Below are 25,513 nucleotides of genomic sequence, written 5' to 3'. Positions count from 1 at the left end.
CTCCCCATCGGGTCTTTGGCCTCCTTGCCAGACTCTTCGGCAAACGTGTGTGATTCAGTCATTTACGACGCGTGATCACAAGGTTTGACGCGCTGCATTGCTTTGTCATGCAGGTGCGAGTAGCGTAGCCGTTTTGCCATATTTGCTTGTCAGGAAGGAGAGTTGCATGCGTGCAATGAGTCGTATTGGTCTGGTTGCGATGTGGGTGTTGGCGGGGGGCTCCGCTTTGGCGGCGGCCTTGCCGGATTCGGTAACTGGCGCAGGCAAGCTGGCTATCGATGAGAAGAGCGCTGGACGCGATGTGCTGCGCGCGATTCCTGCCGAAGCGGCAATGGAGCGCTTTGTGATGAAGGACGAGAAGGGCCGGCAGGTGGCTTATGTGGGTCTGACGGAGGGCGAGGTGGGCGGTGTGGTGTTTGTTGACGGCCGCCTGGCGGGTACGCTGACCCGGCGGCAGGCGGAGGCTTTTTATTCTTGCCGTGGCTTTGCCACTGCCAATCAACGCTACTGGGGCAAGGATGCCGCGGAGTGGGCTGACAGTTTGCTGGCGCAGATGAAGCCCGCCGGGGCGGTGGAGTTGGTATTCAGCGGCAAGTCCACTACGCAGAGCATCAAGTCGATTGTGGACAATCCCATGGTTGGGCAGCTCAAGTCGCTGATCGATATGGGCACCAATCCTCTGAACGTGGTGAAGACGCTCAATCGCACCAGGGAGGACATGAAAGACAAGCAGCGCGAGGATGCTTTGATTGCTGCCTTGGGCACCGTGGAGCCTGGCGACGAGGAGGGCAAGCTGGCAGGGATCTTGCGGCCGCAGGATGTGAACTTCTTGGGTGATGATCTGGTGATGGCCTATCCCAAGTATTCCGTGGACTTTCTGGTGCAGCAGGGCCGCATCAGCATGTTGCAGCAGCCATCGTTTCTGCAGCTGTCGCGCGGGCAGTCGGCCTTGTTCTATCGACCCGGCGTACAGTGGACACGTTGCACGCCGACGGGCTGGTTCAGTTCGTCCCGCTGAGCCCGGCGGTATGGAGGATTGTGAAAAAGCCGCCTTGGGGCGGCTTTTTGCATGATGCGGCAGTGTCAGAGCATGAGATTGAGCATGCGATCGATGCGCACCCGACTGAGGCGAGTCAGGATCTTTCGCACTTTCTCCGGGTAGTGACGCACGCTGTCCAGTTCGTGATAGTCAGCCAGCTTGTGGGTGTGGTGCAGGATGGATGTTTGTTCCATATGGCTTTGCCCTGCCAGTTTGTGGTCCGGGTCGTGCACCAGTAGCGCGTTTTCCAGATCCAGCCGGAAGGCGCGCGGATTCATGTTGTTGCCAGTGATGAGCAGATGTTCGTCATCGCACCACAAGCCCTTGAGGTGGTAGGTATTGTCGTTGTCCTTCCACAAGTGCAGGTTGAGCTGGCCGCTGAGCAGCTGGCTCTGATGGCGTTTGGCGAAGCGACGCAGATTCATCTCGTACAGGTAGGGCAGTGCGCCGATCAGTTTGAACGGTTCGCTGTCTGGGATATAAAAATCGTTGGCGGTTTTGTCGCCGATGATGATGTCGATGCGCACGCCGCGGCGCAGCGCGCGGTTGAGCGCGCGCACCACGGGAGTGGGGAAGTTGAAGTAGGGCGTGCAGATCACCAGCTTGTGCTGGCTCAGATCCAGCAATTGCAGGATCAGCTTATTGAGCGGGTTGCCCTTGCCAAGGCCTGCCACCGGGGTGACGCCCAGACCGGAGCGGTTTTGCAGGCCGGAGGGAATGTATCTGGCTTTTTCCAGCCGGGCGCGGAAGGCGCGGATTTCCTTGCGGATGCTGCGTGAGGACGGCACCGGCTTGTCGAGGCGGAAGACTGCCGGGTCGTTGAAAAAATAGCGTTCCATGAAGGAAGTCATGGTGTCCGCCAGCGCCTTGCTGTGAATCAGGTGGTAGCGGTCGAAGCGGTATTTGTCCAGCTTGTGCAGGTAGACGTTGTTGAGGCTGGCGCCGCTGTAGATTACCGTCTCGTCGATGACGAAGCCCTTGAGGTGCAATACGCCGAACAGTTCGCGCGTTTGCACGGGGATGCCATAAACGGGAATATCCTGTTCAGCACAGGCTTGGCGGTACCAGGCGGCGTTGCAATCACCGGCGGCTTCGCCGATACGGCCGCGCTGGGCGCGATGCCAGTCCACCATGATGCGGATGTCCAGCTCGGGTCTGGCGCGGCGGGCCTCCTGCAGCGCCGCCATCACTTCCCGGCCGGCTTCGTCCTGTTCCAGATACAGCGCGGCGATATAGATGCGCCGCTGGGCCGTGGCGATGCGGTCCAGCAAGGTTTGCCGAAAGTCCGCCGTGGAGAGCAGAGTGGTGAAGTCTTCGGCGTTGATGCCGATGCGGGGAAGTTGCCGGACGGGATTCCGGCGGGGAAGTAGCGCCATGAGCAACCATCAGAATACGATTAAACGACGAATGCTAGCACTGTTTGTCGGCTTTGGGGGTGTGGCGAGGACAGGCCTTGGCCTGGGACAAAGCGTTGCAGCTTACAGCCCCAGCGCATCCCGCACGCGGTGATACATCACGCCCAGGCGGATCAGGCTTTCTTCCATCGAGGCGGGTACGGGTACCTGCCGGTGGCGCAGCCTGGCAAACACGTCAAAACGGCCGATGTCGCCGGCGATGGCATCGGCCATCAGTTGACCGGCCATGCCGGTGAGCGCTACGCCGTGGCCGGCAAAGCCTTGGGCATAATAAATACGCGAACTGTGACGGCCGAACTGCGGCAGCTTGTTGAGGCCCATATCCACATGACCGCCCCACGCGTAATCAATGCGACAGTTGGCAAGTTGCGGAAACACGCGCGCGAGTTTGGCGCGGCGCTCGTCGACGAGCTGATTCGGGTTGCTGTTGTCGTGTTTTACCCGGCCGCCAAACAGCAGGCGGCGGTCTGCGCTCAGACGGAAGTAATCCAGGACGCGATCGCTGTCGCATACCGCCGCACCGGTGGGAAGCAGCTTGCTGGCCAGCGCTTCCGGCAGCGGTTCGGTAGCGATGATGTGCGATGTTACCGGCAGGATGGTGCGGCGCAGGGCGGGCAGGATGCCGCCATTGTCCACATTGCAGGCCAGTACCAGCTTGTCGGCACGCACCCAGCCGTTGCTGGTGCCGATCTGCAGGCCCTGACGGTCCTCATCCACCGAGGCGACGGCGGTGCGCTCGAACATGCGTACGCCGGCCGCATGCGCGGCACGCGCGAGGCCTTGGACATACTTGAGTGGATGCAGGTGCCCGCAGCCCGTGTCGTACAGCGCTGCGTTATAACGGGGCGAGTCGATGTGCTCACGCAAGGCTGCCTGATCCAGCCATTGGCTGTCGTGATAACCATAGCGTTCCAGTTGGGCTTGCCTGGCGGTTAGCGCCTGGCGTTGCTGCTTGTTGCGGGCCGTGGAGAGAAAGCCCCAGTGCAGATCGCAATCGATGCCATGACGATGGGCGCGGTTGGCGATCAGCGCCACGCCTTCCAGCGATACGTCCCAGCACTGCCGGGCGGCGCGGCCGCCCAGTTGCTGTTCGAACAGGCGCATGGGCGAGGCGAAGCCGTGCAGCACCTGACCGCCGTTGCGACCAGAGGCTCCGAAGCCGATCAGGGCGCCTTCCAGCAGCGCCACGCTCAGTCCTTTTTCCGCCAGCGCCAGTGCGGCGGACAGCCCGGTAAAGCCGCCGCCGGCCACGCAGACGTCGCACTTCACCACGCCCTCCAGCGCAGGATACCGCTCCTGCTGCGGGGCGCTGGCGGCGTACCAGGAGTCGACGTGATGGCCGTCGAACTGGCTCAGGTGAGGGGCGACGTGTCTGTTCATCCTGCGTCCTAGACGTTATCGAGCAGATAGCGGTGTTCCCAGGCGGTGACTTGCCGGTTGAATTCGCGCCATTCGCTCTGTTTCAGCTGGCTGTAGGTGCCGACAAACTCCGTGCCCAGCAGGTTGATCAGCGGCTGGCAGGCTTGCAGTCGCTCAATCGCTTCCAGCTGAGTGCGCGGGAAAGCGTAGGGGCGACCGTAAGCGCTGCCGGACAGGGGCGCGGAGGGCTGTCTTTCTTCGGTAAGACCTAGCAAACCGCAGGCCAGGGTGGCGGCCATGGCAAGGTAAGGGTTGACGTCCACGCCCGGCAGCCGGTTTTCCACGCGGCGGGAATGGGCATTGCAGTGCGGGATGCGCAGGCCGCAGGTACGGTTGTCGTATCCCCATTCCACATTGATGGGGGCTGCGGTGAAGGGGGCCAGCCGGCGGTAGGAGTTGACGTAGGGCGCCAGCAGCAGCAAGGCCTCCGGCAGATAGCGCTGCAGGCCGGCGATGTAATGGCCGAAGCGGGGCGCCTCCGCGCCGTCCTCCTGCGAGAAGGCATTGCGGCCGCTGTCGGCCCAGACCAGGCTTTGGTGGATGTGCATGGCGCTGCCTGCGTCGTCCGCCAGAGGTTTGGCCATGAAGCAGGCTTGCAGCCCGTGCTCGTTGGCGGTTTGTCGCACCAGGCGCTTGAACAGGAAGGCCTGGTCGGCCAACTCCAGCGCATCGCCGTGCAAAAGGTTGATTTCCAGCTGGCCATTGCCCACTTCGTGCAGCAGGGTGTCGGCGCGCAGCCCCATGGTTTGGCAGCCGGCCAGTACGGCGTCCATGGCGGGCGACTGTTCTTGCAGCCTGTCCAGCGAATAAGGCTGGCGCACGCGCTCACTCATGCCTTGCGGGCTGCGAGGCGGCATTGGCGGCTGATCGGCGCGCTCACGCGGGGCAAACAGGTAGAACTCCATTTCGGGCGCAACCACCGGGCGCAGGCCCAGTTCGGTATAGCGAGCCAGTACCCGCTTGAGCACATTGCGCGGGGAGAAGGGGACCGGCGTGCCGTCTTCATAGAGGCAGTCGTGGATCAACAGCGCGGTGGGTTCGCGCGTCCAGGGCAGCATGCGCAGGCTGGCGGCATCCGCTACCAGGCGCATGTCGGGATCAAGCTCGGGCACCAGTTCTTGCAGGCAGTCGCCAGTTACGGATTGCACCAGCGCTACTTGCGAAAAGCGCAACTCGCCGGTGGCGATCAGGGTGTCGGTTGGCAACAGCTTGCCGCGCGCGCTGCCGGTGAGGTCGGAAAAAAGGCACTCCACATGGCGGACGCCATGCTGGTGCAGCCATTCACCAATCTGGTTCATGGTTGAAGTCCTGTCGGTCGTTTAAAAAGTGGACAAAGGTTGGCCGAAGACCCCGCGCAGGGCGGGGCCGGTCAGCGGTGACCGACAGCAGTGAAAGGCTGAATGAAGAAGCCCAGCGACAAGGCCTGTGGGAAAGCCCAGGCGCGCGCCTTGTCCTGCCCTGCGGGGCGGGATGCGTGATGGCGGCGAGCGGTGCTGGACATGGCGATATCGGGCTGGGCGGGTGATGACGTTGAAGATTTTTATACGCAGGAGTGGGCATGCGTCAATTTTTTTCAACGGGCGGGCATGCCGCTGTGGTGGAAACGTCATGCCCCGGATTCTGCGCCCGCATGGCACGAGTAAGCGAAATGTGCAAAAATTCGGTCAACTAGACATATTGCAGGTTTTTTTCATGCTGGACCGGGACGGATATCGCCCCAATGTCGGAATCATCCTCATCAATGGCAAAAATGAGGTGTTCTGGGGCAAGCGTGTGCGCGAGCATTCGTGGCAGTTTCCGCAAGGAGGCATCAAGCCGGGCGAAAGCCCGGAAGCGGCCATGTATCGCGAGTTGCTGGAAGAAGTGGGGCTGCTGCCGCAGCACGTGAAGATCCTCGGTCGCACGCGCGACTGGCTGCGTTACGACGTGCCCACCAACTGGGTGCGGCGCGAGTGGCGCGGCAGTTACAAGGGGCAGAAGCAGATCTGGTTCCTGTTGCGGCTGACCGGCCGCGATTGCGATGTCTGCCTGCGCGCCAGCAGCCATCCGGAATTCGACGGCTGGCGCTGGAACGATTACTGGGCGCCGGTGGACGCTGTCATCGAGTTCAAGCGCGACGTGTACATCCGCGCGCTGGCCGAACTGACGCGCTTCCTCAAGGGCATGGAAAGTTACGACAGCTATATCGCCCGCCAGAACAAGGCGCTGGCGGCGCCGGGCGGCGAACCGCCCGGCCACAATTGAGCCATTGACCGCGCCGGCCCCTGTTGGGGCCGGTTGACGTTTGATTTCCCCGCCGCGCGGCGAGCGCGCGGCCTTCCTCTTCGGGCAACGTGAAGACATGACACAACAGTACGACGAATCCTCGGTACGGGTACTCAAGGGGCTGGAGCCGGTCAAGGAAAGACCGGGCATGTACACCCGCACCACCGATCCGACCCACATCTGCCAGGAAGTCATCGACAACGCCGCCGACGAGGCGCTGGGCGGTTTTGCCCGCAAGATAGCCGTTACCGTGCATCAGGACGGCTCGCTGAGCGTGGAGGACGACGGCCGCGGCATTCCGGTAGGTCTGCATCCGCAAGAAGGCGTGCCGGTAGTGGAACTGGTGTTCACCCGTTTGCACGCCGGCGGCAAGTTCAACAAGAAGGACGGCGGCGCTTACGCCTTCTCCGGCGGCCTGCACGGCGTGGGTGTGTCGGTGACCAATGCGCTTTCCACCCGGCTGGAAGTGGAAGTGAAGCGCGAAGGCGGCGTGCATCGCCTGGTGTTCGCCGGCGGCGACGTGATCGAACCGCTGGCCCGTGTGGGCGATTGCGGGCCGCGCACCAGCGGCACGCGCGTGCGGGTGTGGCCGGACGGCAAGTATTTCGAGAGCCCGCGCTACTCGCTGCCGGAGCTGGAGCGCCTGCTGCGCGCCAAGGCGGTGTTGCTGCCCGGTGTGGCGGTATCGCTGACCGTGGAGCGTCCCAGCGGCGACGAGGTGAAGGTCTGGCAGTATCCCGAGGGGCTGAAGAGCTATCTGGCCGAGCTGTGCAACGGCGACGAGCCGGTAGCGCCCTTGTTCGCCGCCGAGGCTTACATTGGCGACGACCATGAGCAGTTTGCGCGCGGCGAGGGCGCGCAGTGGGCCATGTCCTGGTTTGAGGACGGCGCCAGCGGCGAAAGCTATGTCAACCTGATTCCCACCCCGTCAGGCGGCACGCACGAGGCGGGCTTGCGCGCCGGCGTATTCGAGGCGGTGAAGAGTTTTATCGATCACCACAATCTGCTGCCGCGCGGCGTCAAGCTGATGGCGGAAGATGTCTGGGGCAAGGTGCGCTTCGTTTTGTCCGCCCGGGTGCTGGACCCGCAATTTCAGGGCCAGACCAAAGACAAGCTCACCAGCCGCGATGCGCTGAAACTGGTGTCGGGCCTGACGCGCGACCCGGTGGAGCTGTGGTTGAACCAGAACGTGGAAGCCGGCAAGAAGATTGCCGAGCTGGCTATTCGTCAGGCCCAGTCGCGGTTGAAGTCGGTGAAGAAGGTCGAAAAGAAAAAAGGCTCCGGCGTGGCCGTATTGCCCGGCAAGCTGACCGACTGCGAGAGCGAGGACATTGATCGCAACGAGCTGTTCCTGGTGGAGGGCGACTCCGCCGGCGGTTCGGCCAAACTGGCGCGCGACAAGGAATACCAGGCCATCCTGCCGCTGCGCGGCAAGGTGCTGAACAGCTGGGAAACCGACAAGGACCAGCTGTTTTCCAATGCTGAAATCCACGACATCTCGGTGGCCATCGGGGTGGACCCGCACGGCCCGGACGATCAGCCCGATCTGTCCGGTCAGCGCTACGGCAAGATTGCCATCCTGTCCGACGCCGACGTGGACGGCTCGCACATTCAGGTGTTGCTGCTGACCTTGTTCTTCCGCCATTTCCCGCGGCTGATCGAAAACGGCAACATCTACATCGCCCAGCCGCCGCTGTTCCGCGTGGATGTGCCGGGGCAGGGCAAGAACCGCCCGCCGCGCAAGCTGTACGCACTGGACGAGGCGGAGATGAACGCCATTCTCGACCGTCTGCGCAGCGAAGGCGTGCGCGAGAACGCCTGGAGCATTTCCCGCTTCAAGGGCTTGGGCGAGATGAACCCCGAGCAGTTGAAGGACACCACCATGAATCCGGATACCCGCCGGCTGTCGCGCGTGCGCGTGCGTCCGGGCGAGCTGACGCACACGCTGTCCACTTTCGTGATGCTGATGGGCAAGGGCGAAGCCTCCAGCCGCCGCAGCTGGATGGAAGCGCGCGGCAACGAGGTGGAAGCGGATATCTGACGCCTTCGGCAAACCTTGTCGGCATGAAAAACGGGACCTTCGGGTCCCGTTTTTGTTGGCGATGCCAGTGCTGGTCGAAGCCTGCAGCCAGAGCGTCCGGTTCAGCGACGCAGCGCCATGAGGATGCGCACCACATACCAGAACAGCAGGGCGATGGAGGCGAACAGATGCAGCGCCGCGCCAGCCGGACGATCGGTGGGGTAGTCGTTGATGATGCGCGAGGTATCGAACAGGATCATGCCGCCGGCCAGCAGCACCATGAGTCCGGAGAAGACGATGCCCAGCGTGAAGCCGAACAGCACGCTGCAGATGATCACACCCAGCGCCACCAGGCTGGCGATGGCGAGGATGGGGCCGAGGAAGGAAAAGTCGGCCTTGGTGCTGAAGGCGGTGTAAGTGAGGCCGCCCACCAGCAGCAGGGTCAGCAGACCGGCGGTGGGGACGATCACCGGATCAATTATCGTGGCGATGGTCAGCAGCGGCGCGAAGATCAGCGCCTCGGCCAGCACGTACAGCGCCAGCCCGGCTTGCTGGGTACGGTTGGATTCGCTGTTTTCCGACAGGTGGGTGGCCATGCGCGCCACCAGCATGAAGGCGCCTAGCACCACCAGCCAGCTGTAGGAGGTTTTGGCCAGTACCTGGATCATGGCCGCGCCGAGGCCGGACACGACAAAGCCGCCGCACAGCACGATGAAGGCGCCCAGCGCGGCGGCCAGATGCAGATAGGTGCGGCGGATGAAAGTGGCGCGGTCCGCCAGCTGGCTTGGTCCGACGCCGGCGTAAGAGGGTTCCAGAGACATGACGAGACTCCCGTAAACAATGAAAACAAGGCGCAGCGCGCCCGCAATGGGGCCACGCTAGCACTGCTTGATGACAATGGCAATAATGCCCGGTTGGCGGGAGGCCTCTGCGTATGACGGGTTCAGTCGGCCAGCGCCACCACCACGCGCTTGTTGCGCGCGCCCTTGCTTTCAATTTTCTTCACTACCATGCGACCGATTTCGCCGGTGCTGCGCACATGCGTGCCGCCACAGGGTTGCAGGTCCACCCCGGCGATCTCGATCAGGCGGATTTCCGGCAGATCCAGCGGCGGCGTTACCGACATGGTCTTGATCAGCTCGGGGCGGGCCCGCAGCGCTTCGCCGCTGGTCATTTGTATGCTTACCGGCAAATCTTGCGCCACCAGCGCGTTGAGGCCGCGCTCGATCTCGTCCTTGTCCAGCTCCATACCTTCCGGCAGGTCGAAATCCAGTCGACCGGATTCGGCGGTGAGGTTGCCGCCGGTGACACCGGCCTTGATGACGACGGACAAAAGATGCAGGCCGGTGTGCACGCGCATGTGGCGGTGGCGGCGCTGCCAGTCCAGCGTCAGCGTGACCGCCGTGCCGGGCGCAAGGCGGGGGGTGTCGGCGGCGACGAGGTGCAGGATCTCGCGGGTTTCCCGCTGGCGGCGGGTATCGGCAATGGCCAGCGCCGTGCCGTCGGCCAGCGTTAGCGTGGCGGTGTCGCCCGGCTGGCCGCCGCCCAGCGGATAGCACAGCGTGTCTTCCAGCACGAGTCCGGCCTCGTCATGCCGCAGGACGCGGGTATCCAGTGTGGTTTGGTAGGGGTCGAGATAAAAACGCTCCGGCATGACAGCTCCTTGCATCAGGGGTGAATCATGACAGGGTGATGGCGTCGGCGCGGCATTTCAAGTAGCAGCAACCCGGCAAATACGGGGTGACAGCTTGTGGCCGCGCGCGCGGGGGACGATAATCGCCCGTCTTTCTGTTTTCCTCGCCAATCGCAGGGTTGGCCGAAGCGTGTCGCCATGAGTCAAAGCCATAATCTGGAAATCTACAATCCGCCGCCGGATACCGGCCTATCGGTGATCTTTGCCGACGAATGCCTGCTGGTAGTGGACAAGCCCTCGGGCCTGCTGTCCGTGCCGGGTCGCGGCGAAGGCAAGGACGACTGCCTGGTAAGCCGGGTGCAGAAGGTGTATCCGGATGCGCTGACCGTGCACCGGCTGGACATGGCCACTTCCGGGCTGGTGGTGTTTGGTCGCGGCGCGGCCATGCAGCGCGCCTTGTCCATCGCCTTCATGGATCGCAAGGTGAAGAAGCGCTACGTGGCGGTGGTGGACGGTATTGTGGAGAACAATAGCGGCACGGTGGACCTGCCGCTGATCATCGACTGGCCGAACCGGCCGCGGCAGAAGGTGGACTATCAGGAGGGCAAGGAAGCCATCACCCACTACCGGGTACTGTTGCGCGACGGCGCGCGGCAGGTGACGCGGATGGAGCTGGACCCGCAGACCGGGCGCGCCCACCAGTTGCGCATGCATATGCTGCATCTGGATGGCGGCCACCCGATTCTGGGCGACGACATTTATGCGCCGCCGGAAGTGCTGGCCAAGGCCGATCGCTTGCTGCTGCACGCTTCGCGGCTGGTGTTGCGCCATCCGGTGACGTTTGAAGAGATGGAGTTCGAGGCCCCCGTGCCGTTTTGATGGCGGCGTCGTACAGAAAACAAAAGGTTGGCCGAAGCGACGCTGCTTCGGCCAACCTTTTTGTGCCTGCAGAAAGCGGCGTTTACTGCCGCGCGGTGCGGATATTGTCTTGCGGCGCGTCGTCGGCGTTGCTGCGCCAGGGGTTGATGTCCAGCCCGCCGCGGCGGGTGTAGCGCGCGTAGACGGTAAGGCGCAGCGGCGCGCAGCGGCGGCTCAGATCGCTGAAGATGCGCTCCACGCATTGCTCATGGAATTCATTGTGCTGGCGGAAACCGATGAGGTAGCGCAGCAGGCTTTCGCGGTCGATGCGCGGACCGGTGTAGCGGATTTGTACGCTGCCCCAATCCGGCTGGCCGGTGACCAGGCAGTTGGATTTCAGCAGATTGCTGCACAGCGTTTCGCTGACGATGTCGCCGGTGTCGGCGCGCAGGGCTTCCGGGCAGGGCGCGTACTGGCTGACATCGATATCCAGGTCGTCGATATAGTCGCCGTCCAGTTCGCGGATGGCTTCGGCGGCGAAGGCCTGCGGCAGCGCCACGCTCACGGCTACCGCGCCGCCGGCGGCCTGGGAAAGGTCGGCCGCCAGCATGGCTTCCAGCGCGGCAAGGCTGTCGACGCGAGTCTGGTTGAAGCTGTTGAGATAGAGCTTGAACGATTTGGATTCGATCAGGCAGGGGCTGTCCGCCGGAATGCGGAAGGTGGCGATGCCCACTTGCGGTTTGCCGCGCGGGTTGAGCCAGGACAGTTCGAAGCCGGTCCAGATATCCACGCCGTGAAACGGCAGGGCCCGACCGTCCACGCCGATTTCATCGCGTTTTTGCTGACGGGCGATGGGAAATAGCAGGCTGGGGTCGTAGTGGTCCTGATAGCTGACGGTTTTGCCCAGCGGCGACAGCTCGGGCGTTTGGTGAGGAATGGTCATGTGATGCGTTCCGTGAAAGAGGCGAGCCGGGGATGCCACCCGACTCAGAAAAGCAGGCCTTTGCGCCACAGGGCCATCAGGTCCATGGTCAGCGCCACACTGCAGTGTAGAGCGATGCCGAGCCAGATGGAGCGGTAGCGGTAGCTGAGCGCGCCCAGCGCCACGCCGGCGATGATGGCCGCCAGGCTTTCCAGCACCGGCTTTTCAAAGTGAATCATGCAATAGGGCAGCACCATCACAAAGATGGCGGACACCCCGAAGCGCGGCTTGAGACCGTGCACCATATAGCCGCGGAAGAAAAACTCCAGCGCGGCGAATTGCGCGAAATAGAGCAGCTCCCACAGGGCCCAGTGGGGCCACAGGGTTTCTTGCGGGCCAAGGCGGAAAAACGGATACACCTTGAGAAAGCCCGGTTGCGCCGATGCCCACCAGACCAGCGGCAGCATTACTGCGTAAAACAGCGGAAACAGCTTGAGATCGGTCAGCAGCGTGCGCCGGTCGGGCAGGCCCAGGCCAAAATCCGCCAGCGGCTGGCGCAGCGCCAACTTGATGTGCAGCAGCGGCAGCAGGCAGTAGCTGACGATGCTGGCCAGCGCCCAGAACAGGGAGCGGTAGAGCTGGGTGTCCGGGTTGCGCACCACCGCGCGCTCAAAAGCCGGCGCCAGCGCGGGCAGGGCCTCCTGCAGCCAACCCAGCATCCAATAACGGTTGGTCGGGTAATAGAGCAGAGTCAGGCACAGGCTGCACACCAACAGGATGGCGGCGGCTTGCCGGTCTGCCCTTGGCAGGAGGGCGGCGACGCGCAAGGGCTCAGACCTCCTTGCGCATGAAATCGCGCGGACGGAAGCCCATGCCCAGCAGCGCGGCGAAATACGCCACCGCGCCGGCCGTCACCAGCAGCACCAGCCACAGCACGCGTTGCCAGGCATGCCCATCCCAGCGGATGGGCAGCAGCCACTGCAGCAGCACCAGCACCGCCGACATGGCCGCGATGGCCAGCGCCATGCGGGCAAGGAAGGGCTTCCAGCCCGGCTGCGGCCGGTAAATGCCGCGCTTGAGCAAGGTGCGCAGCAGCAGTGAGGCATTGATGCAGGAGGCTAGGCCGATGGAAAGCGCGAGGCCGGCATGCTTGAGCGGGAACACAAAGGCCAGATTCATCAGCTGGGTGGCCAGCAGCGTCATCAGGGCGATGCGTACCGGCGTCTTGATGTCCTGGCGCGCATAAAAGCCCGGCGCCAGCACTTTCACCAGAATCAGGCCCAGCAAACCGAAGGAGTAGGCAATCACCGCCTGTTGTGACATCAGCGCATCGTGGGCGGTGAAACGGCCGTACATGAACAGCGTGGACAGTAGCGGGCCGGACAGGATGCCCAGGCCCACGGTGGCCGGTACCGCCAGCAACAGCGACAGGCGGATGCCCCAGTCCAGCAGCACGCTGAACTCGCCTTCGGACTTGCTGGCCGCGTGTTTGGAGAGCGAAGGCAGCAGGATGGTGCCCAGCGCCACGCCCAGCACACCGGAGGGGAATTCCATCAGCCGGTCGGCGTAATACATCCACGACACGCTGCCGGTGGGCAGGAAGGAGGCGAAGGTGGAGTTGATCAGCAGGGAAATCTGCGCCACCGACACGCCGAAAATGGCCGGACCCATCTGGCGGATCACGCGCCATACCGCCGGGTCCTTGAAGTCGAAGACGGGGCGCGCCAGCATGCCGATCTGCTTGAGGAAGGGCAACTGCCAAACCAGCTGGATCAGGCCGCCGACAAACACCGCCCAGGCCAGCGCCATGATGGGCGGATGGAAGTAATGCGTGGTGAACAGCGCAAAGACAATGAAGCTGAGATTGAGGAAGGTGGGCGTGAAAGCCGGCACCGAGAACCTGCCCCAGCTATTGAGCACGCTGCCGGTCATGGACGACAGCGAAATGAAGAAGATATAGGGAAAGGAAACGCGCAGGATGTCGGCGAACAGCTGGGCCTTGGCCGGCTCGCGATAAAAGCCGGGCGCGGAAATCCACATGATGAGCGGCGCGGCCAGCATGCCCAGCGCGGTGACCAGCAACAGCACCGAGCCCAGCACGCCGGTAACCTTGGCGACAAACAGGCGCGTTTCTTCATGGCTGCGCTGGTTCTTGTATTCGCCCAGAATCGGTACAAAAGCCTGCGAGAAAGCGCCTTCGGCAAACAGTCTGCGCAGCATGTTGGGAATCTTGAACGCCGCGTTGAATGCGTCGGCGGACATGCCCGCGCCGAATGTGCGGGCGATGATGGTGTCGCGGGCAAGACCCAGCACGCGCGAGACCATGGTCATGCTGCTGACTGCCGCCAGCGCCTTGAGCAGGTTCATGAATATTGTTGTGTCGAGGCAATGAGTGAAGGCCCGCTAGTTTACGCCGGAGGGTTTATTGTTGCAAAACCTGTGGATGCGGATTAGAATCGCGGGTTTCAGATTCCGCTCATCAGGAGAAAGATTCATGGCTAACAGCGCACAAGCTCGCAAGCGCGCACGTACCGCCCTGAAGCAGCGCGCGCATAACGCCAGCCTGCGTACTGCATTCCGCACTGCAGTTAAGAAAGTAATCAAGGCAATCGAAGCTGGTGACAAGGCCGCCGCCAAGTTGGTATTCCAGACTTCCACCAAAGTCATCGACCGTATCGCTGACAAGGGCGTGTTCCACAAGAACAAGGCTGCTCGTCACAAGAGCCGTCTGTCCGCTCAGATCAAGGCCATGGCCTGATTCAACGGACCAGCACTGTGCTGATACGAAAAGGCCCCGCTTGCGGGGCCTTTTGTTTTTTGCGGCGCGCCGGTCGGCCCGCATTGGTTGAAGGAGAGCACATGAGCATCATCATGCCTGTCCGGCGGCTGTGGCCGCTTGTCCTTGCGGGGTTGTCCGGCGCCGCCTTGGCCGAAACGGCCGCCGAGGCCATGGGGCGTTGCGCTAACGTGGCTCAGGCCACGGAACGACTGGCCTGTTTCGATCTTGCCGCTTCGGCCAGCCCGGCCGTGGCTGCCGTCGCGCCCCAACCTGCAGAGGGAGCGGAGCCGCCTGCGCCGACCGCCGTGCTGGCGGAAGGCTCGCCAGCCCTGCATACGCCCTTGGCGCGGCAGTGGGATCTGGACGAGGACGACAAGCGCGGCATCTTCGTCTTGCGCGCCCACAAACCCACTTACATGATGCCGGTCTGGTATCTGCAGCACCCCAACCGCACGCCGCAGACGCCCAGTCGCGGCTCCGCCGACCTGTTCGACCGGGTACTGGACCATACCGAAGCCAAGTTCCAGATTTCCTTCAAGACCAAGCTGTGGGAAAACCTGCTAGGCAGTCCGGCCGACCTGTGGTTCGGCTATACCCAGCAATCGCACTGGCAGCTGTACAACAAGGAACAATCGTCGCCGTTCCGCGAAACCGACTACGAGCCGGAGCTGGTCGCCACGCTGCCGGTGTCGTGGCATGCGCTGGGCTGGGATGTGCGCATGCTGGGCGCGGGGCTGGTGCATCAGTCCAATGGCCAGTCCGACCCGCTGTCGCGCAGCTGGAACCGCGTTTATCTGACGGCCTCCGCCGAGCGCGGTCCCTGGACGGTCAATGCGCGCGTGTGGCGGCGACTTTCGGAGAGCGCCGGCAATGACGACAATCCGGACATCAGCAAATACATGGGCTATGGCGATGTGCAGGCGGTGTACAGCACGGGTTCGCACACGTTTGCCGCACTGGGGCGGCTCAATGCCGGCAGTGGCAAGGGCGCGCTGCAGTTGGACTGGACCTTCCCGGTGTTTCACAGGCTGCGCGGCTATGTACAGTATTTCAACGGTTATGGCGAAAGCCTGATCGACTACAACTACCGCACGCAGGCGGTGGGGGTGGGCCTGATGCTCAACGACTGGCTGGCCAACTGAGGCGGGGCCGAGCTGCTTGGTCGGCAGGAAGGGGCGGCAGCGCTGTGGGCGCTGCCGGTGTTGTCCCGTTGCGGGGCTGGTGTTGTGGCGTATGGGTTCGGAGCGGCAGCCTCCCGGCGCGGCGTGTTTAGAGCGACTAACAAATCCCTGATGCTGCGTTGCTCCTCCTTGCCGTACTCAAGTACTGACTGCGTCGGCGCGCCTTGCCTCTGCCGTGATACTGATTTTTGTTAGCCGCTCTTAGCCTGCCAATGCCTGGCGAGCCATTTCGCCTTCTTCATCGGTGGCCAGCACATAGGCGTGGCGCTGGCTGGCGGCGGTGGTCAGTTGCCTGTAATGCGACAGATTGGCCACGTGATCCAGTTCGAATCCCAGCCAGCCCAGTTGGGACAACACTCTCCCGCGCACTTCCGCTGAATGCTCGCCAACGCCGGCGGTGAACACCACTGCATCCAGCCCTTTCATCGCCGCCGCCAGGCTGGCTATTTCCCGCGTGGTGCGATAGCAGAACAGTTCAACCGCTTCGCGCGCGGCCGGCAGCGGGCTGGCCAGCAGGTCCCGCATGTCCGAACTGATGCCGCCGGAAACGCCCAGCAGCCCGGAATTCTTGTACAGCTCGCGGCGCACGTCCGCCACGCCCATGCCTTCGTGTTCCATCCAGTACAGCACCACTTCAGGATCCAGGTAGCCGGGGCGGGTGCCCATCATCAGCCCGTCCACAGCGGAGAAACCCATGCTGGAGGCCACGCTGCGGCCTTGCTGGATGGCGCAGGCGCTAGCGCCGCTGCCCAGGTGGCAAACCACTACCCGCGCATCGGCAAGGCCCAGCGCCGGCAGCTTGCGGCTGATGGAGGCGTAGGACAGGCCGTGAAAGCCGTAGCGGCGCACGCCTTCCTGGTGCCAGTGGCGGGCGATGCCGAAGCGGGTGGCCACTTCGGGCTGGTCGGCGTGAAAGGCGGTATCGAAGCAGGCCAGTTGGGGCAGGCCTGGGTCCACCGCGCGGAAGGCTTCAATCACATGCAGGCTGACCGGCTGATGCAGCGGCGCCAGCGGGATGAACTCTGCCAGCTCGGCGCAGGCCGCCTCATTCAGTGGTGTGCAAGCCGTGAAGCGCCCGCCGCCGTGCACAACGCGGTGCACCACCTTGCCGGCGGCAAGGCCGTGATCCGCCAGGGTGTTGATCATGGCGGCAATGGCGGCCTCGCGTCCGTCTTCGGCCAACTTGCGGTCTTCCAGCGGCTTGCCCTGGGCGTCGGCCAGCTGCAGCAAAGCGCCGGCCTGACCGAAGCGGTCGATCATGCCGCGCATCAAGAGGGGCGTGCCGGCCTCGTCCAGTGCGTAAGCGCGAAACTTGAGCGTGGCCGAACCGGCATTGACGGCAAGCAGGGCGCGGATCATGCGGCCATCCCGGCCCGGCGCTTGTGCGCCAGCAGGTTGGCCACGGCGGCGCTGGCAAGGCGTCCGTGCGCGTCTTCGGCACGGCTGGTAAGCACGATGGGCGCGCGCGCGCCCATCACCACGCCGGCGGAGGAGGCCGCAGCCAGATAGGTGAGCTGCTTGGCCAGCATATTGCCCGATTCCAGATCCGGCACCAGCAGGATGTCGGGATCGCCTGCCACCTGCGACACGATGCCCTTGGTGTCCGCGGCCTCGTGCGAGATGGCGTTGTCGAAGGCCAGCGGCCCGTCGAGGATGGCGCCGGTGATCTGGCCGCGATCGGCCATCTTGCACAGCGCGGCAGCATCCAGCGTGGCGGTCATGGCCGGATTGATGGTTTCCACCGCCGCCAGAATGGCTACCTTGGGCCGGCTTATGCCCAGCGCGTGGGTGAGGTCGATGGCGTTCTGGCAGATGTCCTTCTTGGTCATCAGATCGGGCGCGATGCTGATGGCGGCATCAGTGATGAAGAGATAACGCGGGTAGCTTTCCACTTTCATGATGAAGACGTGGCTGATGCGACGGTCGGTGCGGATGCCCGTGCCGCGCGCCAGTACTTCGCTCATGAATTCGTCCGTGTGCAGGCTGCCCTTCATCAGGATGTCGGCGTAGCCGTCGCGCACCAGCGATACGGCCTGCTCGGCCGAGGCGTGGCTGTGCGGCGTGTCCACCACCTCGTAGCGGCCGAGATCGATGTCCAGCTCTTCGGCTAACTTGGCCAGCTTGGCGCGCGGCCCTACCAGGATGGGGGTGGCGATGCCGTGTTCGGCCGCCTCCGTGGCGCCCAGCAGCGCCTCGCGGCTGCAGGGGTGAGCCACCGCCATCGGCAGCGGGCCCAACGCCTGCGCTTGTTGCAGAATGTCGTCGAAGGCCTTGTCGTCCTTGGTCATGTCGGGTCCTCCGCTCAGGCCATGATGTGATGGCCGCCGTCAACGTACACGGTCTGGCCGGTCAGGCCGCGCGCGGCGTCGGAGATCAGAAAGGCGCAGGTCATGCCTACGTCTTCGATGTCCACCAAGCGGTTTTGCGGGGCGCGGGCAATCGCGTCGCTGATCAGCGCGTCGAAGTGGGCGATGCCGGAAGCGGCGCGGGTGCGCAGCGGGCCGGGCGACACGGCGTGCACGCGAATGCCCTTGGGGCCAAGTTCATTGGCCATGTAACGGGAAACGCTTTCCAGCGCCGCCTTTACCGGGCCCATGATGTTGTAGTTTTCCACCACTTTGTCCGCGCCGTAGTAGCTCATGGTGATGAGGGTGCCGCCGTCTTTCATCAGCGGTTCGGCCAGACGCGCCATTTCCACGAAAGAAAAGCAGGAAACGTGCATGGCTTGCTGAAAGCCTTCCAGCGAGCAATCCACCACCCGGCCGTGCAGGTCGTCCATCGGGCAGAAGGCGATGGAGTGGATGACGAAGTCCAGCTTGCCCCATTGCTGGGAGATGGCGTCGAACACGGCTTGCAGCTGGCCCGGCTTTTCCACGTCCAGAGGCATGACGATGGGAGCTTCCAGCTGGTCGGCCAGCGGGCGCACGTATTTTTCCGCCTTTTCGTTCAGGTAGGTGACGGCGAACTCTGCGCCCAGCTGCTTGAGCACGCTGGCGCAGCCGTAAGCGATGCTGTTTTCGTTGGCGATGCCGACGATCAGGCCCTTTTTGCCACCGATGATGTTGCGAATGCTATCCATATCAGCCTCTTGAAAAACCATGTTGATCTCCGGGTCTGCATCGTTGCATTGCGATGTTGCGGCTGCGTGAAGAAACGCGATTTTTCTATTGCCCCGTCAGTGGGATATAATCTGCCGTTTGCGGTCGGCAGACTTGATTTCGACGGGAAACGGCCGCACATCCTGTTGCATGCGGCTTGCCGCGCGCTTATTGTGCACTGTAGCAAAACGCATGCTGCACTGTAGCAAAATCAGTCTGTACATGCCATTGTCAATATGGTTGGAGTGATGTCATGCCGATTTACGAATATCGCTGTGCCGCCTGCGGCACCGCCAAAGAACACCTGCAAAAACTGAGCGACGCGCCGGTGGCGCAGTGCCCCGATTGCGGCAGCGCCGATTACCACAAGCAGCTGTCGGCCGCCGGCTTCCAGCTGAAGGGCTCCGGCTGGTACGCCACCGACTTCAAGAACGGCGGTTCCGGCAGCGGCGGCGGTCACAGCTGCGGCAATGGTTCCTGCGGCGGCGGGTGCGCCTGACCCCGACATGAAACAAATCAAGATGACCCTGCGTGGTTACCTGGTGGCCGGTCTGCTGATCTGGCTACCCCTGGCGGTAACCGCCTGGGTGCTGAACCTCATCGTCGGCACGCTGGACCAGACGCTGAATCTGCTGCCGGACCAATGGCAGCCTTCGCATCTGTTCGGCTTCAACATCCCGGGCCTCGGGGTGCTGTTCGCCTTCCTGATGCTGCTGGGCACCGGCATGCTGGCGGCCAATGTGCTGGGCCAGCGCTTGCTGGATTTCTGGCACGGTTTGCTGTCGCGCACCCCCTTCGTCAAGTCCATCTACAACAGCGTGAAGCAAGTGAGCGACACGTTGCTGTCCGACTCGGGCCAGGCCTTCAAAAAGGCCTTGCTGGTGCGCTGGCCGCATCAGGATGCCTGGACCGTGGCGTTCCAGACCGGCGCGCCGGCCTCGCAAGTGAAGGCTGTGATGGACGATGAAGAGTTTGTCAGCGTCTATGTGCCCACCACGCCGAACCCGACGTCCGGCTACTTCATCATCGTGCCGCGCCGCGACACGCGCGAGTTGTCCATGAGTGTGGACGATGCGCTGAAATACGTGATTTCCATGGGGGTGGTGGTGCCTAATCCGCCGCCCGCAGCCCAGCGCCAACGTCTGAACGACGAGCACAATAGCGAGGCCAGGCTCTGAGTGCAGCCTAGCCGGCAAAGCTTGGCGTACTCTCCAGATTCCTGATTTCCAGACATACAAGCATACAAAGACAAGGGTTACCCGATGCGTACCGATTATTGCGGACTTATTGACAAGAAATACCTCGGTCAGACCGTGACCGTAAAAGGCTGGGCGCACCGTCGCCGCGACCACGGCGGCGTGATCTTCATCGATCTGCGCGACCGCGAAGGCCTGGTGCAGGTGGTGATCGACCCGGATACCCCGGAAGCTTTCAAGCTGGCCGACAGCAGCCGCAATGAATTCGTGCTGGCCATCACCGGCATCGTGCGCGAACGCCCGGCCGGCACCGCCAATAGCAAGATGATTTCCGGCGAGATCGAAATCCTGGCCAAGGAAATCGAAATCCTCAACAGCGCCGCTACGCCGCCCTTCCAGATTGACGACGAAAACATCTCGGAAAACGTGCGTCTGCTGAATCGCGTGATCGACCTGCGTCGCGCGCCGATGCAAAAGAACCTGCGCCTGCGCTACCGCGTGGCCATGGGCGTGCGCAACCATCTGGACAAGCAGGGCTTCATCGACATCGAAACCCCGATGCTGACCCGCTCCACCCCGGAAGGCGCCCGAGACTACCTGGTGCCCTCCCGCGTGCATCCGGGTGAATTCTTCGCCCTGCCGCAATCGCCGCAGCTGTTCAAGCAGCTGTTGATGGTGGCCGGCTTTGATCGCTACTACCAGATTACCAAGTGCTTCCGCGACGAAGACCTGCGCGCCGACCGTCAGCCCGAATTCACCCAGATCGATATCGAGACTTCGTTCCTGAACGAAGACGAGATCATGGACATCACGGAAAACATGGCGCAGGAAATCTTCCGCGACGTGATGAATGTCGAGCTGGGCAAGTTCCCGCGCATGACTTACAACGACGCCATGTTCTACTACGGCTCGGACAAGCCGGACCTGCGCGTGTCGCTCAAGTTCACCGAACTGACCGACCTGATGAAGACCGAGGAATTCAAGGTATTCCGCGGTGCCGCCGACATGGCCAACGGCCGTGTCGTGGCCCTGCGCGTACCCGGCGGCGCGGCCATTTCCCGCAAGGAAATCGACGAGTACACCCAATTTGTCGGCATCTACGGCGCCAAGGGTCTGGCCTACATCAAGGTCAACGACAAGAGCAAGATCACCAATGACGAAACCAGCGGCCTGCAGTCGCCCATCGTCAAGTTCCTGTCCGTTGCCGCGCTGGAAGAAATCATGGCGCGTACCGGCGCCGACAACGGCGACATCATCTTCTTCGGCGCCGACAAGGCCAAGGTGGTTAACGAAGCCATCGGCGCGCTGCGTATCAAGATCGGTCACGAGCGTGGCGAGAAGGACGGCTACTTCGTGCGCGAATGGCGTCCGCTGTGGGTGGTGGACTTCCCGATGTTCGAACACGACGAAGAGGCCGATCGCTGGACTGCCTGCCACCATCCGTTCACCAGCCCGAAGCCCGGCCATGAAGACCTGATGGACACCGATCCGGGCGCTTGCCTGGCACGCGCCTACGACATGGTGCTGAACGGTTGGGAGATCGGCGGTGGTTCCGTGCGTATCCACCGTGCGGATGTGCAAGAGAAGGTATTCGCCGCGCTGAAGATCACCCCGGAAGAGCAGCAGAACAAGTTCGGCTTCCTGTTGGACAACTTGAAGTTTGGCGCGCCTCCGCATGGCGGCCTGGCTTTTGGTCTGGACCGTCTGGTTACCCTGATGGCCGGCGCCGAATCCATTCGCGACGTCATTGCCTTCCCGAAGACCCAGCGCGCCCAGTGCCTGCTGACCAATGCGCCGAACGCCGTGGACGACAAGCAACTGCGCGAGCTGAACCTGCGCCTGCGTCAGAAGGCCGAACCGGCCGCCTGAAGCTGAAGCGGCAGTACAGAAAACGGGCGCAAGCAGCGCCCGTTTTTTCATCTTGATATTTATCTATGTACATATGTAAAATAGTATCTCACTTTGAAATTGAATTGGGAGAGCGAGATGGCGCAAGAAAACGACAAGCAAGAGGTGTTGGTGGAGCGCGTGCAAACCGGCGTGAAAATTGAAAAGCGTCTGCTCAAGGTGCTCAAGGGCATGGCGGAATACCATGACATTTCGCTGGGCGATTTGCTGGAAGGCATTGTGTTGCACGCCTTTGACGGCAAGACGCCGTTTGGCGAAGAGTCGCTGGCGCGCATTCGCCAGCTAAAGGAAGTGTACGGTCTGGATCTGGACGCCAGTCACAGCCATCGCCTGCGCGACCGCTAAGCTGGCGCGGGCTTGAAAATCGCGGACTGGGGCGCCATCTGTTCTTGATGGCCGCTACGGCTGTCGGGCGACCATGATTGCAAAACTTTATCGTCATGATATGGATTTACAATTTGCGCCAGTCCGGCCGGCTGATTTATAAAGCCTCGCATTTCGCGACGTTTCCCTATGCCCGATAAAGGAAGCGTTGTCATGTCAAGACCTATAAGGAGATCCACATGGCTGTACTCGTTGGTAAACAAGCCCCGTTCTTTGCTGGTGAGAAGACCTTCTCCGCTGTTCTGGGCGATGGTCAGATCGTTGACAACTACTCCTTCAAGGAAGCCGCCGCCGGCAAATACGCCGTGGTGTTCTTCTACCCGCTGGACTTCACCTTCGTGTGCCCGTCCGAACTGATCGCTTTCGATCATCGTCTGGAAGAGTTCAAGAAGCGCAATGTGGAAGTGATCGGCGTGTCCATCGACAGCCAGTTCACCCACGCCGCCTGGCGCAACACGCCGGTGGACAAGGGCGGTATCGGCGAAGTGGGTTACACCCTGGTGGCCGACATCCAGCACGACCTGTGCAAGGCTTTCGACGTTGAAGCCGATGGCGGCGTGGCTTTCCGCGGTTCTTTCCTGATCGACAAGTCCGGCGTGGTGCAGCACCAAGTGGTGAACAACCTGCCGCTGGGCCGCAACGTGGACGAAATGCTGCGCATGGTTGACGCGCTGCAGTTCACCGAAGAGCACGGCGAAGTGTGCCCGGCTGGTTGGTCCAAGGGCAAGAAGGGCATGAAGCCGAGCGCTGAAGGCGTGGCTTCCTACCTGGCCGAAAACGCCAAAGAACTGTAATTCCGGTTCTTTTCGCCCACAAAGCCCCGCTCTGCGGGGCTTTGTTGTTTCATGACCGATGACAAGCCGGTCGCCCTGTTCCACAATCAGACGACATCGTCAGAATTTTCCGGGGACTGAACTGCCACAGCGAACCGAAGCCGCGATCCGACGGCATGTCATGCATACCATCATGGAGGTTCAGCCCTTCTCCATGGCGGGGGCTTTGCTGCTGGCCGTGCTGATGGCCTCGCACAGACCCTTGCCCATGGTTGCCGCTTGGTGGGGCAGCCTGACTTCGGCGCAATTGCTGTTTCGCGTCATTACGCGCTTCGTTGAGCGCGGCCAGCCGACCAATGTGCGTTTTAGTCTGTTTGCCTGCGCCGCCACATTGGTCAACATCATGTGGGGCAGCGCGGTGTGGTGGCTGGTGGGCGACAATGACCTGCTCTATCTGCTGGTGGTGTTGATGTGGTTGACGGCGGTGTCGTCCTCCTTTGCTGCCTATTTTGCAGGCGTGCGGCTGCTGATGTTCAGCTGCATTCTGGGCTTGTGGACGGTAGTCACCGTCCGGCTCCTGCTCATTCCTTCCTTGCTGATCCAGGGCGCGCTGCTCACCATCGGCATGTTCATTCTGGCGCTGGCCTACATGTCGCGCCCTTTGCACGCCTATATCCGCGCCGGGTTTTCCATTCGTGAAGAAAACGCCCGGCTGATTGGCGACCTGACCGAGCAAAAGCAGCGGCTGGATGTCTACAACCGGCAGCTGGAAGAGCAAAACCTGGAGCTGGACACCGCTTTGGCCAGTATTGAAGACATGGTGTCGCATGATCCGCTTACCGGCGTATTGAGCCGGCGCGCGCTGATGCAGCATGGCGAGGCGCTGGTCAGCCAGGCGTCGGGCCGGCCGCTGGCCCTGGCCATGCTGGATCTGGACCACTTCAAGCGCATCAATGACAACGGCGGCCATCTGGTGGGCGACGAGGTGCTGACGCAGTTCTGCCGGCTGGTTAGCGCGCAATTGCGACAAGGCGACCTGTTCGGCCGCTACGGCGGCGAGGAGTTTCTCTGGTTGGCCGAAGGCCTGGAGCTTGACGAGGCCGCGCGTCGCATGGAGGACTTGTGCCGGTGCGTTGCCGGCCACGACTGGAGCAACTGGGTGGAGGGCGGGCCGGTAACGGTATCCATCGGCGTGGTGGTTGCCTGTCCCGGTGGCGACTGGCCGGCGCTGGTGCGTCGCGCCGACGAGCTGTTGTATCAGGCCAAGCGCAATGGCCGCAATCAGGTAGCGTACGGCAGTCTGCGCGCCGGCGCGGGGGAGGCGGCATGAACCCGGAGCGGTTGCCGTGGCCCGCGCATAGCCGCTTCCCGCGCGAAGAGGCGGATCTGGCGCGCCATTTCATGACGGTGGCGCAGCAGTCTGTTCCCCCGGCAGTGCTGTTTCTGCCCTTGCTGGCGTTGATGATGACGGGACACGCCGAGGGCTGGCGAGTCTGGAGCTGGGTGGCGCTGTTTCTTGTCATCGAGTGCCTGCTGTATCGCCGCGTGCTGCGCAGTCAGCGCGAATGCGTCACGCCGCTGGACGTGTTCAAGCATTACCCGGACGTGCGCACCCTGATGCTGGCGTGCGGTCTCGCTTGGGGCGGCGCCATGTGGTTCCTGTACCCCAGTCAGGCCAGCGATCCGTACCGGATCTTGCTGGTGGCGTGGCTGGCGGGAGCATTCTCGCTCAGTTGCCTGATCCTGGCCCCCTGTCGCGAACTGCACCGACCGTTTTTCCTCGCCTACTGGAGCTACCCCTTGCTGGCGTTGATGACCTCGCCGGACCGGCTCGATCAGATGGTGCTGTTGGGGCTGGGGCTGTTCGTGCTGTCGCAGTGGCGCTTTGTCGAGCGTTACCGGGGCATCCTGTTCGATACCGTGCGGCTCAAGCAGCTCAATCAGGGCATGATGGACGAGCTGGTGGACATGCACGTGCAGGCCGCCATCAAACGCGAGGAGCTGGAAACCATGCGTGTGGCGCTGACTGCAGCGCTGGAGCGGCAGCAACGTTTGCTTGAGTGTGACGCGCTCACCGGTTGCTACAACCAGCGTGCTTTGCGCCGCCGGCTGGATGAGGCGGCCGCGCACAGTCTGAGCGCCGGCGCGCGCTGGTCGCTGGCGATGTTCGACCTGGACCACTTCAAACGAGTAAACGATGCCTTCGGCCATCAGGCGGGCGACGAGGTGCTGCGGGAGCTGGTCGAGTTCCTGTCTTCATTGCTGCCGCCAGGATGCAGCTTGTTCCGTTACGGCGGCGAGGAGTTTGTCGTGTTGGCCCCCGGCTTGAGCGAGCAACAACTGGCCGGGCAGATGTCGGAAATCCGCCAGGCGGCGGCGCAGCATGTCTGGCCGGGCGTACCGGCGGATTACCCGGTGACGCTGTCGGCCGGCGTTACCGCCTGTCGGCCCGGCGATCCGGTAAAGCAGTGCTTGAAGCAGGCTGACGACGCGCTTTACATGGCCAAGCGGTTGGGCCGCAACCGGGTGTGCCTGGCCAGTACGCTGGGCATGATGCCCAAGGAGTGAGAGACGGTTTGCGATCTGCGCGTGTGGCTTGAATGCGGTTTCGGCATGGGCATGC

The 25,513-nt window shown here is 62.7% G+C and carries 25 protein-coding genes; 13 read left to right on the top strand and 12 right to left on the bottom strand.

The window, feature by feature from the left end; genetic code table 11:
* The first annotated feature begins 166 nt into the window (after positions 1-166).
* Positions 167-1,018 carry a hypothetical protein gene (locus Q0P52_RS17385; RefSeq protein WP_293766723.1) on the top strand — a complete coding sequence of 284 codons (852 nt, stop codon included), beginning with the start codon at positions 167-169 and terminating at the stop codon, positions 1,016-1,018.
* Positions 1,019-1,083: 65 nt separating this feature from the next.
* Here the strand turns inward: Q0P52_RS17385 and pssA are convergent, their stop codons facing one another.
* From pssA to Q0P52_RS17365, 4 genes are all read right to left on the bottom strand, one after another.
* A complete protein-coding gene (gene pssA / locus Q0P52_RS17380) occupies positions 1,084-2,415 on the bottom strand; it encodes a CDP-diacylglycerol--serine O-phosphatidyltransferase (RefSeq protein WP_293766725.1) in 1,332 nt (443 codons plus the stop codon).
* Positions 2,416-2,517: 102 nt separating this feature from the next.
* Entirely contained in the window at positions 2,518-3,834 is a 1,317-nt protein-coding gene (locus Q0P52_RS17375; protein WP_293766727.1) for an FAD-binding oxidoreductase, read from the bottom strand.
* A gap of 8 nt (positions 3,835-3,842) precedes the next feature.
* Entirely contained in the window at positions 3,843-5,171 is a 1,329-nt protein-coding gene (locus Q0P52_RS17370; RefSeq protein WP_293766729.1) for a glutamine synthetase family protein, read from the bottom strand.
* Between the two features lie 71 nt (positions 5,172-5,242).
* Positions 5,243-5,374, bottom strand: a complete 132-nt coding sequence (locus tag Q0P52_RS17365) for a hypothetical protein (protein ID WP_293766731.1) — start codon at positions 5,372-5,374, stop codon at positions 5,243-5,245.
* A 191-nt stretch (positions 5,375-5,565) separates the two neighbouring features.
* On the opposite strand from Q0P52_RS17365, the gene Q0P52_RS17360 reads away from it, so the two are divergent.
* Both Q0P52_RS17360 and parE read left to right on the top strand, forming a co-directional pair.
* On the top strand, positions 5,566-6,117 hold the full coding sequence (locus Q0P52_RS17360) for an RNA pyrophosphohydrolase (protein ID WP_293766733.1): 552 nt from the start codon (positions 5,566-5,568) through the stop codon (positions 6,115-6,117).
* Between the two features lie 97 nt (positions 6,118-6,214).
* On the top strand, positions 6,215-8,179 hold the full coding sequence (gene parE, locus Q0P52_RS17355) for a DNA topoisomerase IV subunit B (RefSeq protein ID WP_293766735.1): 1,965 nt from the start codon (positions 6,215-6,217) through the stop codon (positions 8,177-8,179).
* Between the two features lie 101 nt (positions 8,180-8,280).
* Here the strand turns inward: parE and Q0P52_RS17350 are convergent, their stop codons facing one another.
* Both Q0P52_RS17350 and Q0P52_RS17345 read right to left on the bottom strand, forming a co-directional pair.
* Complete coding sequence (locus Q0P52_RS17350; RefSeq protein ID WP_293766736.1) at positions 8,281-8,979, bottom strand: Bax inhibitor-1 family protein; 699 nt, start codon at positions 8,977-8,979, stop codon at positions 8,281-8,283.
* Positions 8,980-9,101: 122 nt separating this feature from the next.
* Positions 9,102-9,812: an alanyl-tRNA editing protein gene (locus Q0P52_RS17345; RefSeq protein WP_293766738.1), complete on the bottom strand. Its 711-nt coding sequence runs from the start codon at positions 9,810-9,812 to the stop codon at positions 9,102-9,104.
* 177 nt (positions 9,813-9,989) lie between these two features.
* Here Q0P52_RS17345 and Q0P52_RS17340 point away from each other — a divergent pair, with 177 nt between their 5' ends.
* Positions 9,990-10,670, top strand: a complete 681-nt coding sequence (locus Q0P52_RS17340) for a pseudouridine synthase (RefSeq protein WP_293766740.1) — start codon at positions 9,990-9,992, stop codon at positions 10,668-10,670.
* Positions 10,671-10,752: 82 nt separating this feature from the next.
* Here Q0P52_RS17340 and queF read toward each other — a convergent pair whose 3' ends face one another.
* From queF to murJ, 3 genes are read right to left on the bottom strand one after another with little or no spacing between them, the layout of a single operon-like run.
* Entirely contained in the window at positions 10,753-11,592 is an 840-nt protein-coding gene (gene queF / locus Q0P52_RS17335; RefSeq protein WP_293766743.1) for an NADPH-dependent 7-cyano-7-deazaguanine reductase QueF, read from the bottom strand.
* A gap of 44 nt (positions 11,593-11,636) precedes the next feature.
* Positions 11,637-12,398, bottom strand: a complete 762-nt coding sequence (locus tag Q0P52_RS17330; protein WP_293766745.1) for a CPBP family intramembrane glutamic endopeptidase — start codon at positions 12,396-12,398, stop codon at positions 11,637-11,639.
* Between the two features lie 4 nt (positions 12,399-12,402).
* The gene (murJ, locus tag Q0P52_RS17325; protein ID WP_293766747.1) at positions 12,403-13,938 is read right to left on the bottom strand and encodes a murein biosynthesis integral membrane protein MurJ; all 1,536 of its coding nucleotides are present in this window, start codon (positions 13,936-13,938) and stop codon (positions 12,403-12,405) included.
* Between the two features lie 127 nt (positions 13,939-14,065).
* On the opposite strand from murJ, the gene rpsT reads away from it, so the two are divergent.
* Together rpsT and Q0P52_RS17315 are read left to right on the top strand one after the other, a co-directional pair.
* Positions 14,066-14,329 (top strand): 30S ribosomal protein S20, encoded by a 264-nt coding sequence (gene rpsT, locus Q0P52_RS17320; protein WP_293766749.1) that lies wholly within the window; start codon positions 14,066-14,068, stop codon positions 14,327-14,329.
* 101 nt (positions 14,330-14,430) lie between these two features.
* Positions 14,431-15,492 carry a phospholipase A gene (locus Q0P52_RS17315; RefSeq protein WP_293766751.1) on the top strand — a complete coding sequence of 354 codons (1,062 nt, stop codon included), beginning with the start codon at positions 14,431-14,433 and terminating at the stop codon, positions 15,490-15,492.
* Positions 15,493-15,732: 240 nt separating this feature from the next.
* Here the strand turns inward: Q0P52_RS17315 and Q0P52_RS17310 are convergent, their stop codons facing one another.
* From Q0P52_RS17310 to fabI, 3 genes are read right to left on the bottom strand one after another with little or no spacing between them, the layout of a single operon-like run.
* On the bottom strand, positions 15,733-16,890 hold the full coding sequence (locus Q0P52_RS17310) for an acetate/propionate family kinase (RefSeq protein ID WP_293766754.1): 1,158 nt from the start codon (positions 16,888-16,890) through the stop codon (positions 15,733-15,735).
* Entirely contained in the window at positions 16,887-17,819 is a 933-nt protein-coding gene (locus tag Q0P52_RS17305; RefSeq protein WP_293813781.1) for a phosphate acetyltransferase, read from the bottom strand. The genes Q0P52_RS17310 and Q0P52_RS17305 overlap by 4 nt, the downstream gene beginning before the upstream one ends.
* Positions 17,820-17,833: 14 nt before the next feature.
* On the bottom strand, positions 17,834-18,610 hold the full coding sequence (gene fabI, locus Q0P52_RS17300) for an enoyl-ACP reductase FabI (RefSeq protein ID WP_293763802.1): 777 nt from the start codon (positions 18,608-18,610) through the stop codon (positions 17,834-17,836).
* 272 nt (positions 18,611-18,882) lie between these two features.
* On the opposite strand from fabI, the gene Q0P52_RS17295 reads away from it, so the two are divergent.
* The 7 genes from Q0P52_RS17295 to Q0P52_RS17265 all read left to right on the top strand — a co-directional run bounded on the left by Q0P52_RS17295 (position 18,883) and on the right by Q0P52_RS17265 (position 25,458).
* A complete protein-coding gene (locus Q0P52_RS17295) occupies positions 18,883-19,128 on the top strand; it encodes a zinc ribbon domain-containing protein (RefSeq protein ID WP_293763804.1) in 246 nt (81 codons plus the stop codon).
* Between the two features lie 7 nt (positions 19,129-19,135).
* The gene (locus Q0P52_RS17290; protein WP_293763807.1) at positions 19,136-19,807 is read left to right on the top strand and encodes a DUF502 domain-containing protein; all 672 of its coding nucleotides are present in this window, start codon (positions 19,136-19,138) and stop codon (positions 19,805-19,807) included.
* Positions 19,808-19,891: 84 nt separating this feature from the next.
* A complete protein-coding gene (gene aspS, locus Q0P52_RS17285) occupies positions 19,892-21,694 on the top strand; it encodes an aspartate--tRNA ligase (RefSeq protein WP_293763810.1) in 1,803 nt (600 codons plus the stop codon).
* Between the two features lie 117 nt (positions 21,695-21,811).
* Complete coding sequence (locus Q0P52_RS17280; RefSeq protein ID WP_293763812.1) at positions 21,812-22,078, top strand: hypothetical protein; 267 nt, start codon at positions 21,812-21,814, stop codon at positions 22,076-22,078.
* Between the two features lie 218 nt (positions 22,079-22,296).
* Positions 22,297-22,911, top strand: a complete 615-nt coding sequence (locus Q0P52_RS17275; protein ID WP_293763815.1) for a peroxiredoxin C — start codon at positions 22,297-22,299, stop codon at positions 22,909-22,911.
* 160 nt (positions 22,912-23,071) lie between these two features.
* Positions 23,072-24,220 carry a GGDEF domain-containing protein gene (locus Q0P52_RS17270; RefSeq protein WP_293763817.1) on the top strand — a complete coding sequence of 383 codons (1,149 nt, stop codon included), beginning with the start codon at positions 23,072-23,074 and terminating at the stop codon, positions 24,218-24,220.
* Complete coding sequence (locus Q0P52_RS17265; RefSeq protein WP_293763818.1) at positions 24,217-25,458, top strand: GGDEF domain-containing protein; 1,242 nt, start codon at positions 24,217-24,219, stop codon at positions 25,456-25,458. The genes Q0P52_RS17270 and Q0P52_RS17265 overlap by 4 nt, the downstream gene beginning before the upstream one ends.
* The last annotated feature ends 55 nt before the right edge of the window (positions 25,459-25,513 follow it).

The organism is uncultured Aquitalea sp. (assembly GCF_945957525.1).
Taxonomy (GTDB): domain Bacteria; phylum Pseudomonadota; class Gammaproteobacteria; order Burkholderiales; family Chromobacteriaceae; genus Aquitalea.
This window is presented reverse-complemented; position numbering and strand designations above follow the sequence as displayed.

Bases quoted from the DNA above. Each gene is read 5' to 3' on its own strand.
- Q0P52_RS17270 (WP_293763817.1), top strand. From the start codon at position 23,072: ATGCATACCATCATGGAGGTTCAGCCCTTCTCCATGGCGGGGGCTTTG.
- rpsT (WP_293766749.1), top strand. From the start codon at position 14,066: ATGGCTAACAGCGCACAAGCTCGCAAGCGCGCACGTACCGCCCTGAAG.
- parE (WP_293766735.1), top strand. From the start codon at position 6,215: ATGACACAACAGTACGACGAATCCTCGGTACGGGTACTCAAGGGGCTG.
- queF (WP_293766743.1), bottom strand. From the start codon at position 11,592: ATGACCATTCCTCACCAAACGCCCGAGCTGTCGCCGCTGGGCAAAACC.
- fabI (WP_293763802.1), bottom strand. From the start codon at position 18,610: ATGGATAGCATTCGCAACATCATCGGTGGCAAAAAGGGCCTGATCGTC.
- Q0P52_RS17265 (WP_293763818.1), top strand. From the start codon at position 24,217: ATGAACCCGGAGCGGTTGCCGTGGCCCGCGCATAGCCGCTTCCCGCGC.
- Q0P52_RS17345 (WP_293766738.1), bottom strand. From the start codon at position 9,812: ATGCCGGAGCGTTTTTATCTCGACCCCTACCAAACCACACTGGATACC.
- Q0P52_RS17375 (WP_293766727.1), bottom strand. From the start codon at position 3,834: ATGAACAGACACGTCGCCCCTCACCTGAGCCAGTTCGACGGCCATCAC.
- aspS (WP_293763810.1), top strand. From the start codon at position 19,892: ATGCGTACCGATTATTGCGGACTTATTGACAAGAAATACCTCGGTCAG.
- Q0P52_RS17350 (WP_293766736.1), bottom strand. From the start codon at position 8,979: ATGTCTCTGGAACCCTCTTACGCCGGCGTCGGACCAAGCCAGCTGGCG.
- murJ (WP_293766747.1), bottom strand. From the start codon at position 13,938: ATGAACCTGCTCAAGGCGCTGGCGGCAGTCAGCAGCATGACCATGGTC.
- Q0P52_RS17365 (WP_293766731.1), bottom strand. From the start codon at position 5,374: ATGTCCAGCACCGCTCGCCGCCATCACGCATCCCGCCCCGCAGGGCAG.
- Q0P52_RS17340 (WP_293766740.1), top strand. From the start codon at position 9,990: ATGAGTCAAAGCCATAATCTGGAAATCTACAATCCGCCGCCGGATACC.
- Q0P52_RS17310 (WP_293766754.1), bottom strand. From the start codon at position 16,890: ATGATCCGCGCCCTGCTTGCCGTCAATGCCGGTTCGGCCACGCTCAAG.
- Q0P52_RS17315 (WP_293766751.1), top strand. From the start codon at position 14,431: ATGAGCATCATCATGCCTGTCCGGCGGCTGTGGCCGCTTGTCCTTGCG.
- Q0P52_RS17360 (WP_293766733.1), top strand. From the start codon at position 5,566: ATGCTGGACCGGGACGGATATCGCCCCAATGTCGGAATCATCCTCATC.
- Q0P52_RS17295 (WP_293763804.1), top strand. From the start codon at position 18,883: ATGCCGATTTACGAATATCGCTGTGCCGCCTGCGGCACCGCCAAAGAA.
- Q0P52_RS17290 (WP_293763807.1), top strand. From the start codon at position 19,136: ATGAAACAAATCAAGATGACCCTGCGTGGTTACCTGGTGGCCGGTCTG.
- pssA (WP_293766725.1), bottom strand. From the start codon at position 2,415: ATGGCGCTACTTCCCCGCCGGAATCCCGTCCGGCAACTTCCCCGCATC.
- Q0P52_RS17275 (WP_293763815.1), top strand. From the start codon at position 22,297: ATGGCTGTACTCGTTGGTAAACAAGCCCCGTTCTTTGCTGGTGAGAAG.
- Q0P52_RS17370 (WP_293766729.1), bottom strand. From the start codon at position 5,171: ATGAACCAGATTGGTGAATGGCTGCACCAGCATGGCGTCCGCCATGTG.
- Q0P52_RS17385 (WP_293766723.1), top strand. From the start codon at position 167: ATGCGTGCAATGAGTCGTATTGGTCTGGTTGCGATGTGGGTGTTGGCG.
- Q0P52_RS17280 (WP_293763812.1), top strand. From the start codon at position 21,812: ATGGCGCAAGAAAACGACAAGCAAGAGGTGTTGGTGGAGCGCGTGCAA.
- Q0P52_RS17305 (WP_293813781.1), bottom strand. From the start codon at position 17,819: ATGACCAAGGACGACAAGGCCTTCGACGACATTCTGCAACAAGCGCAG.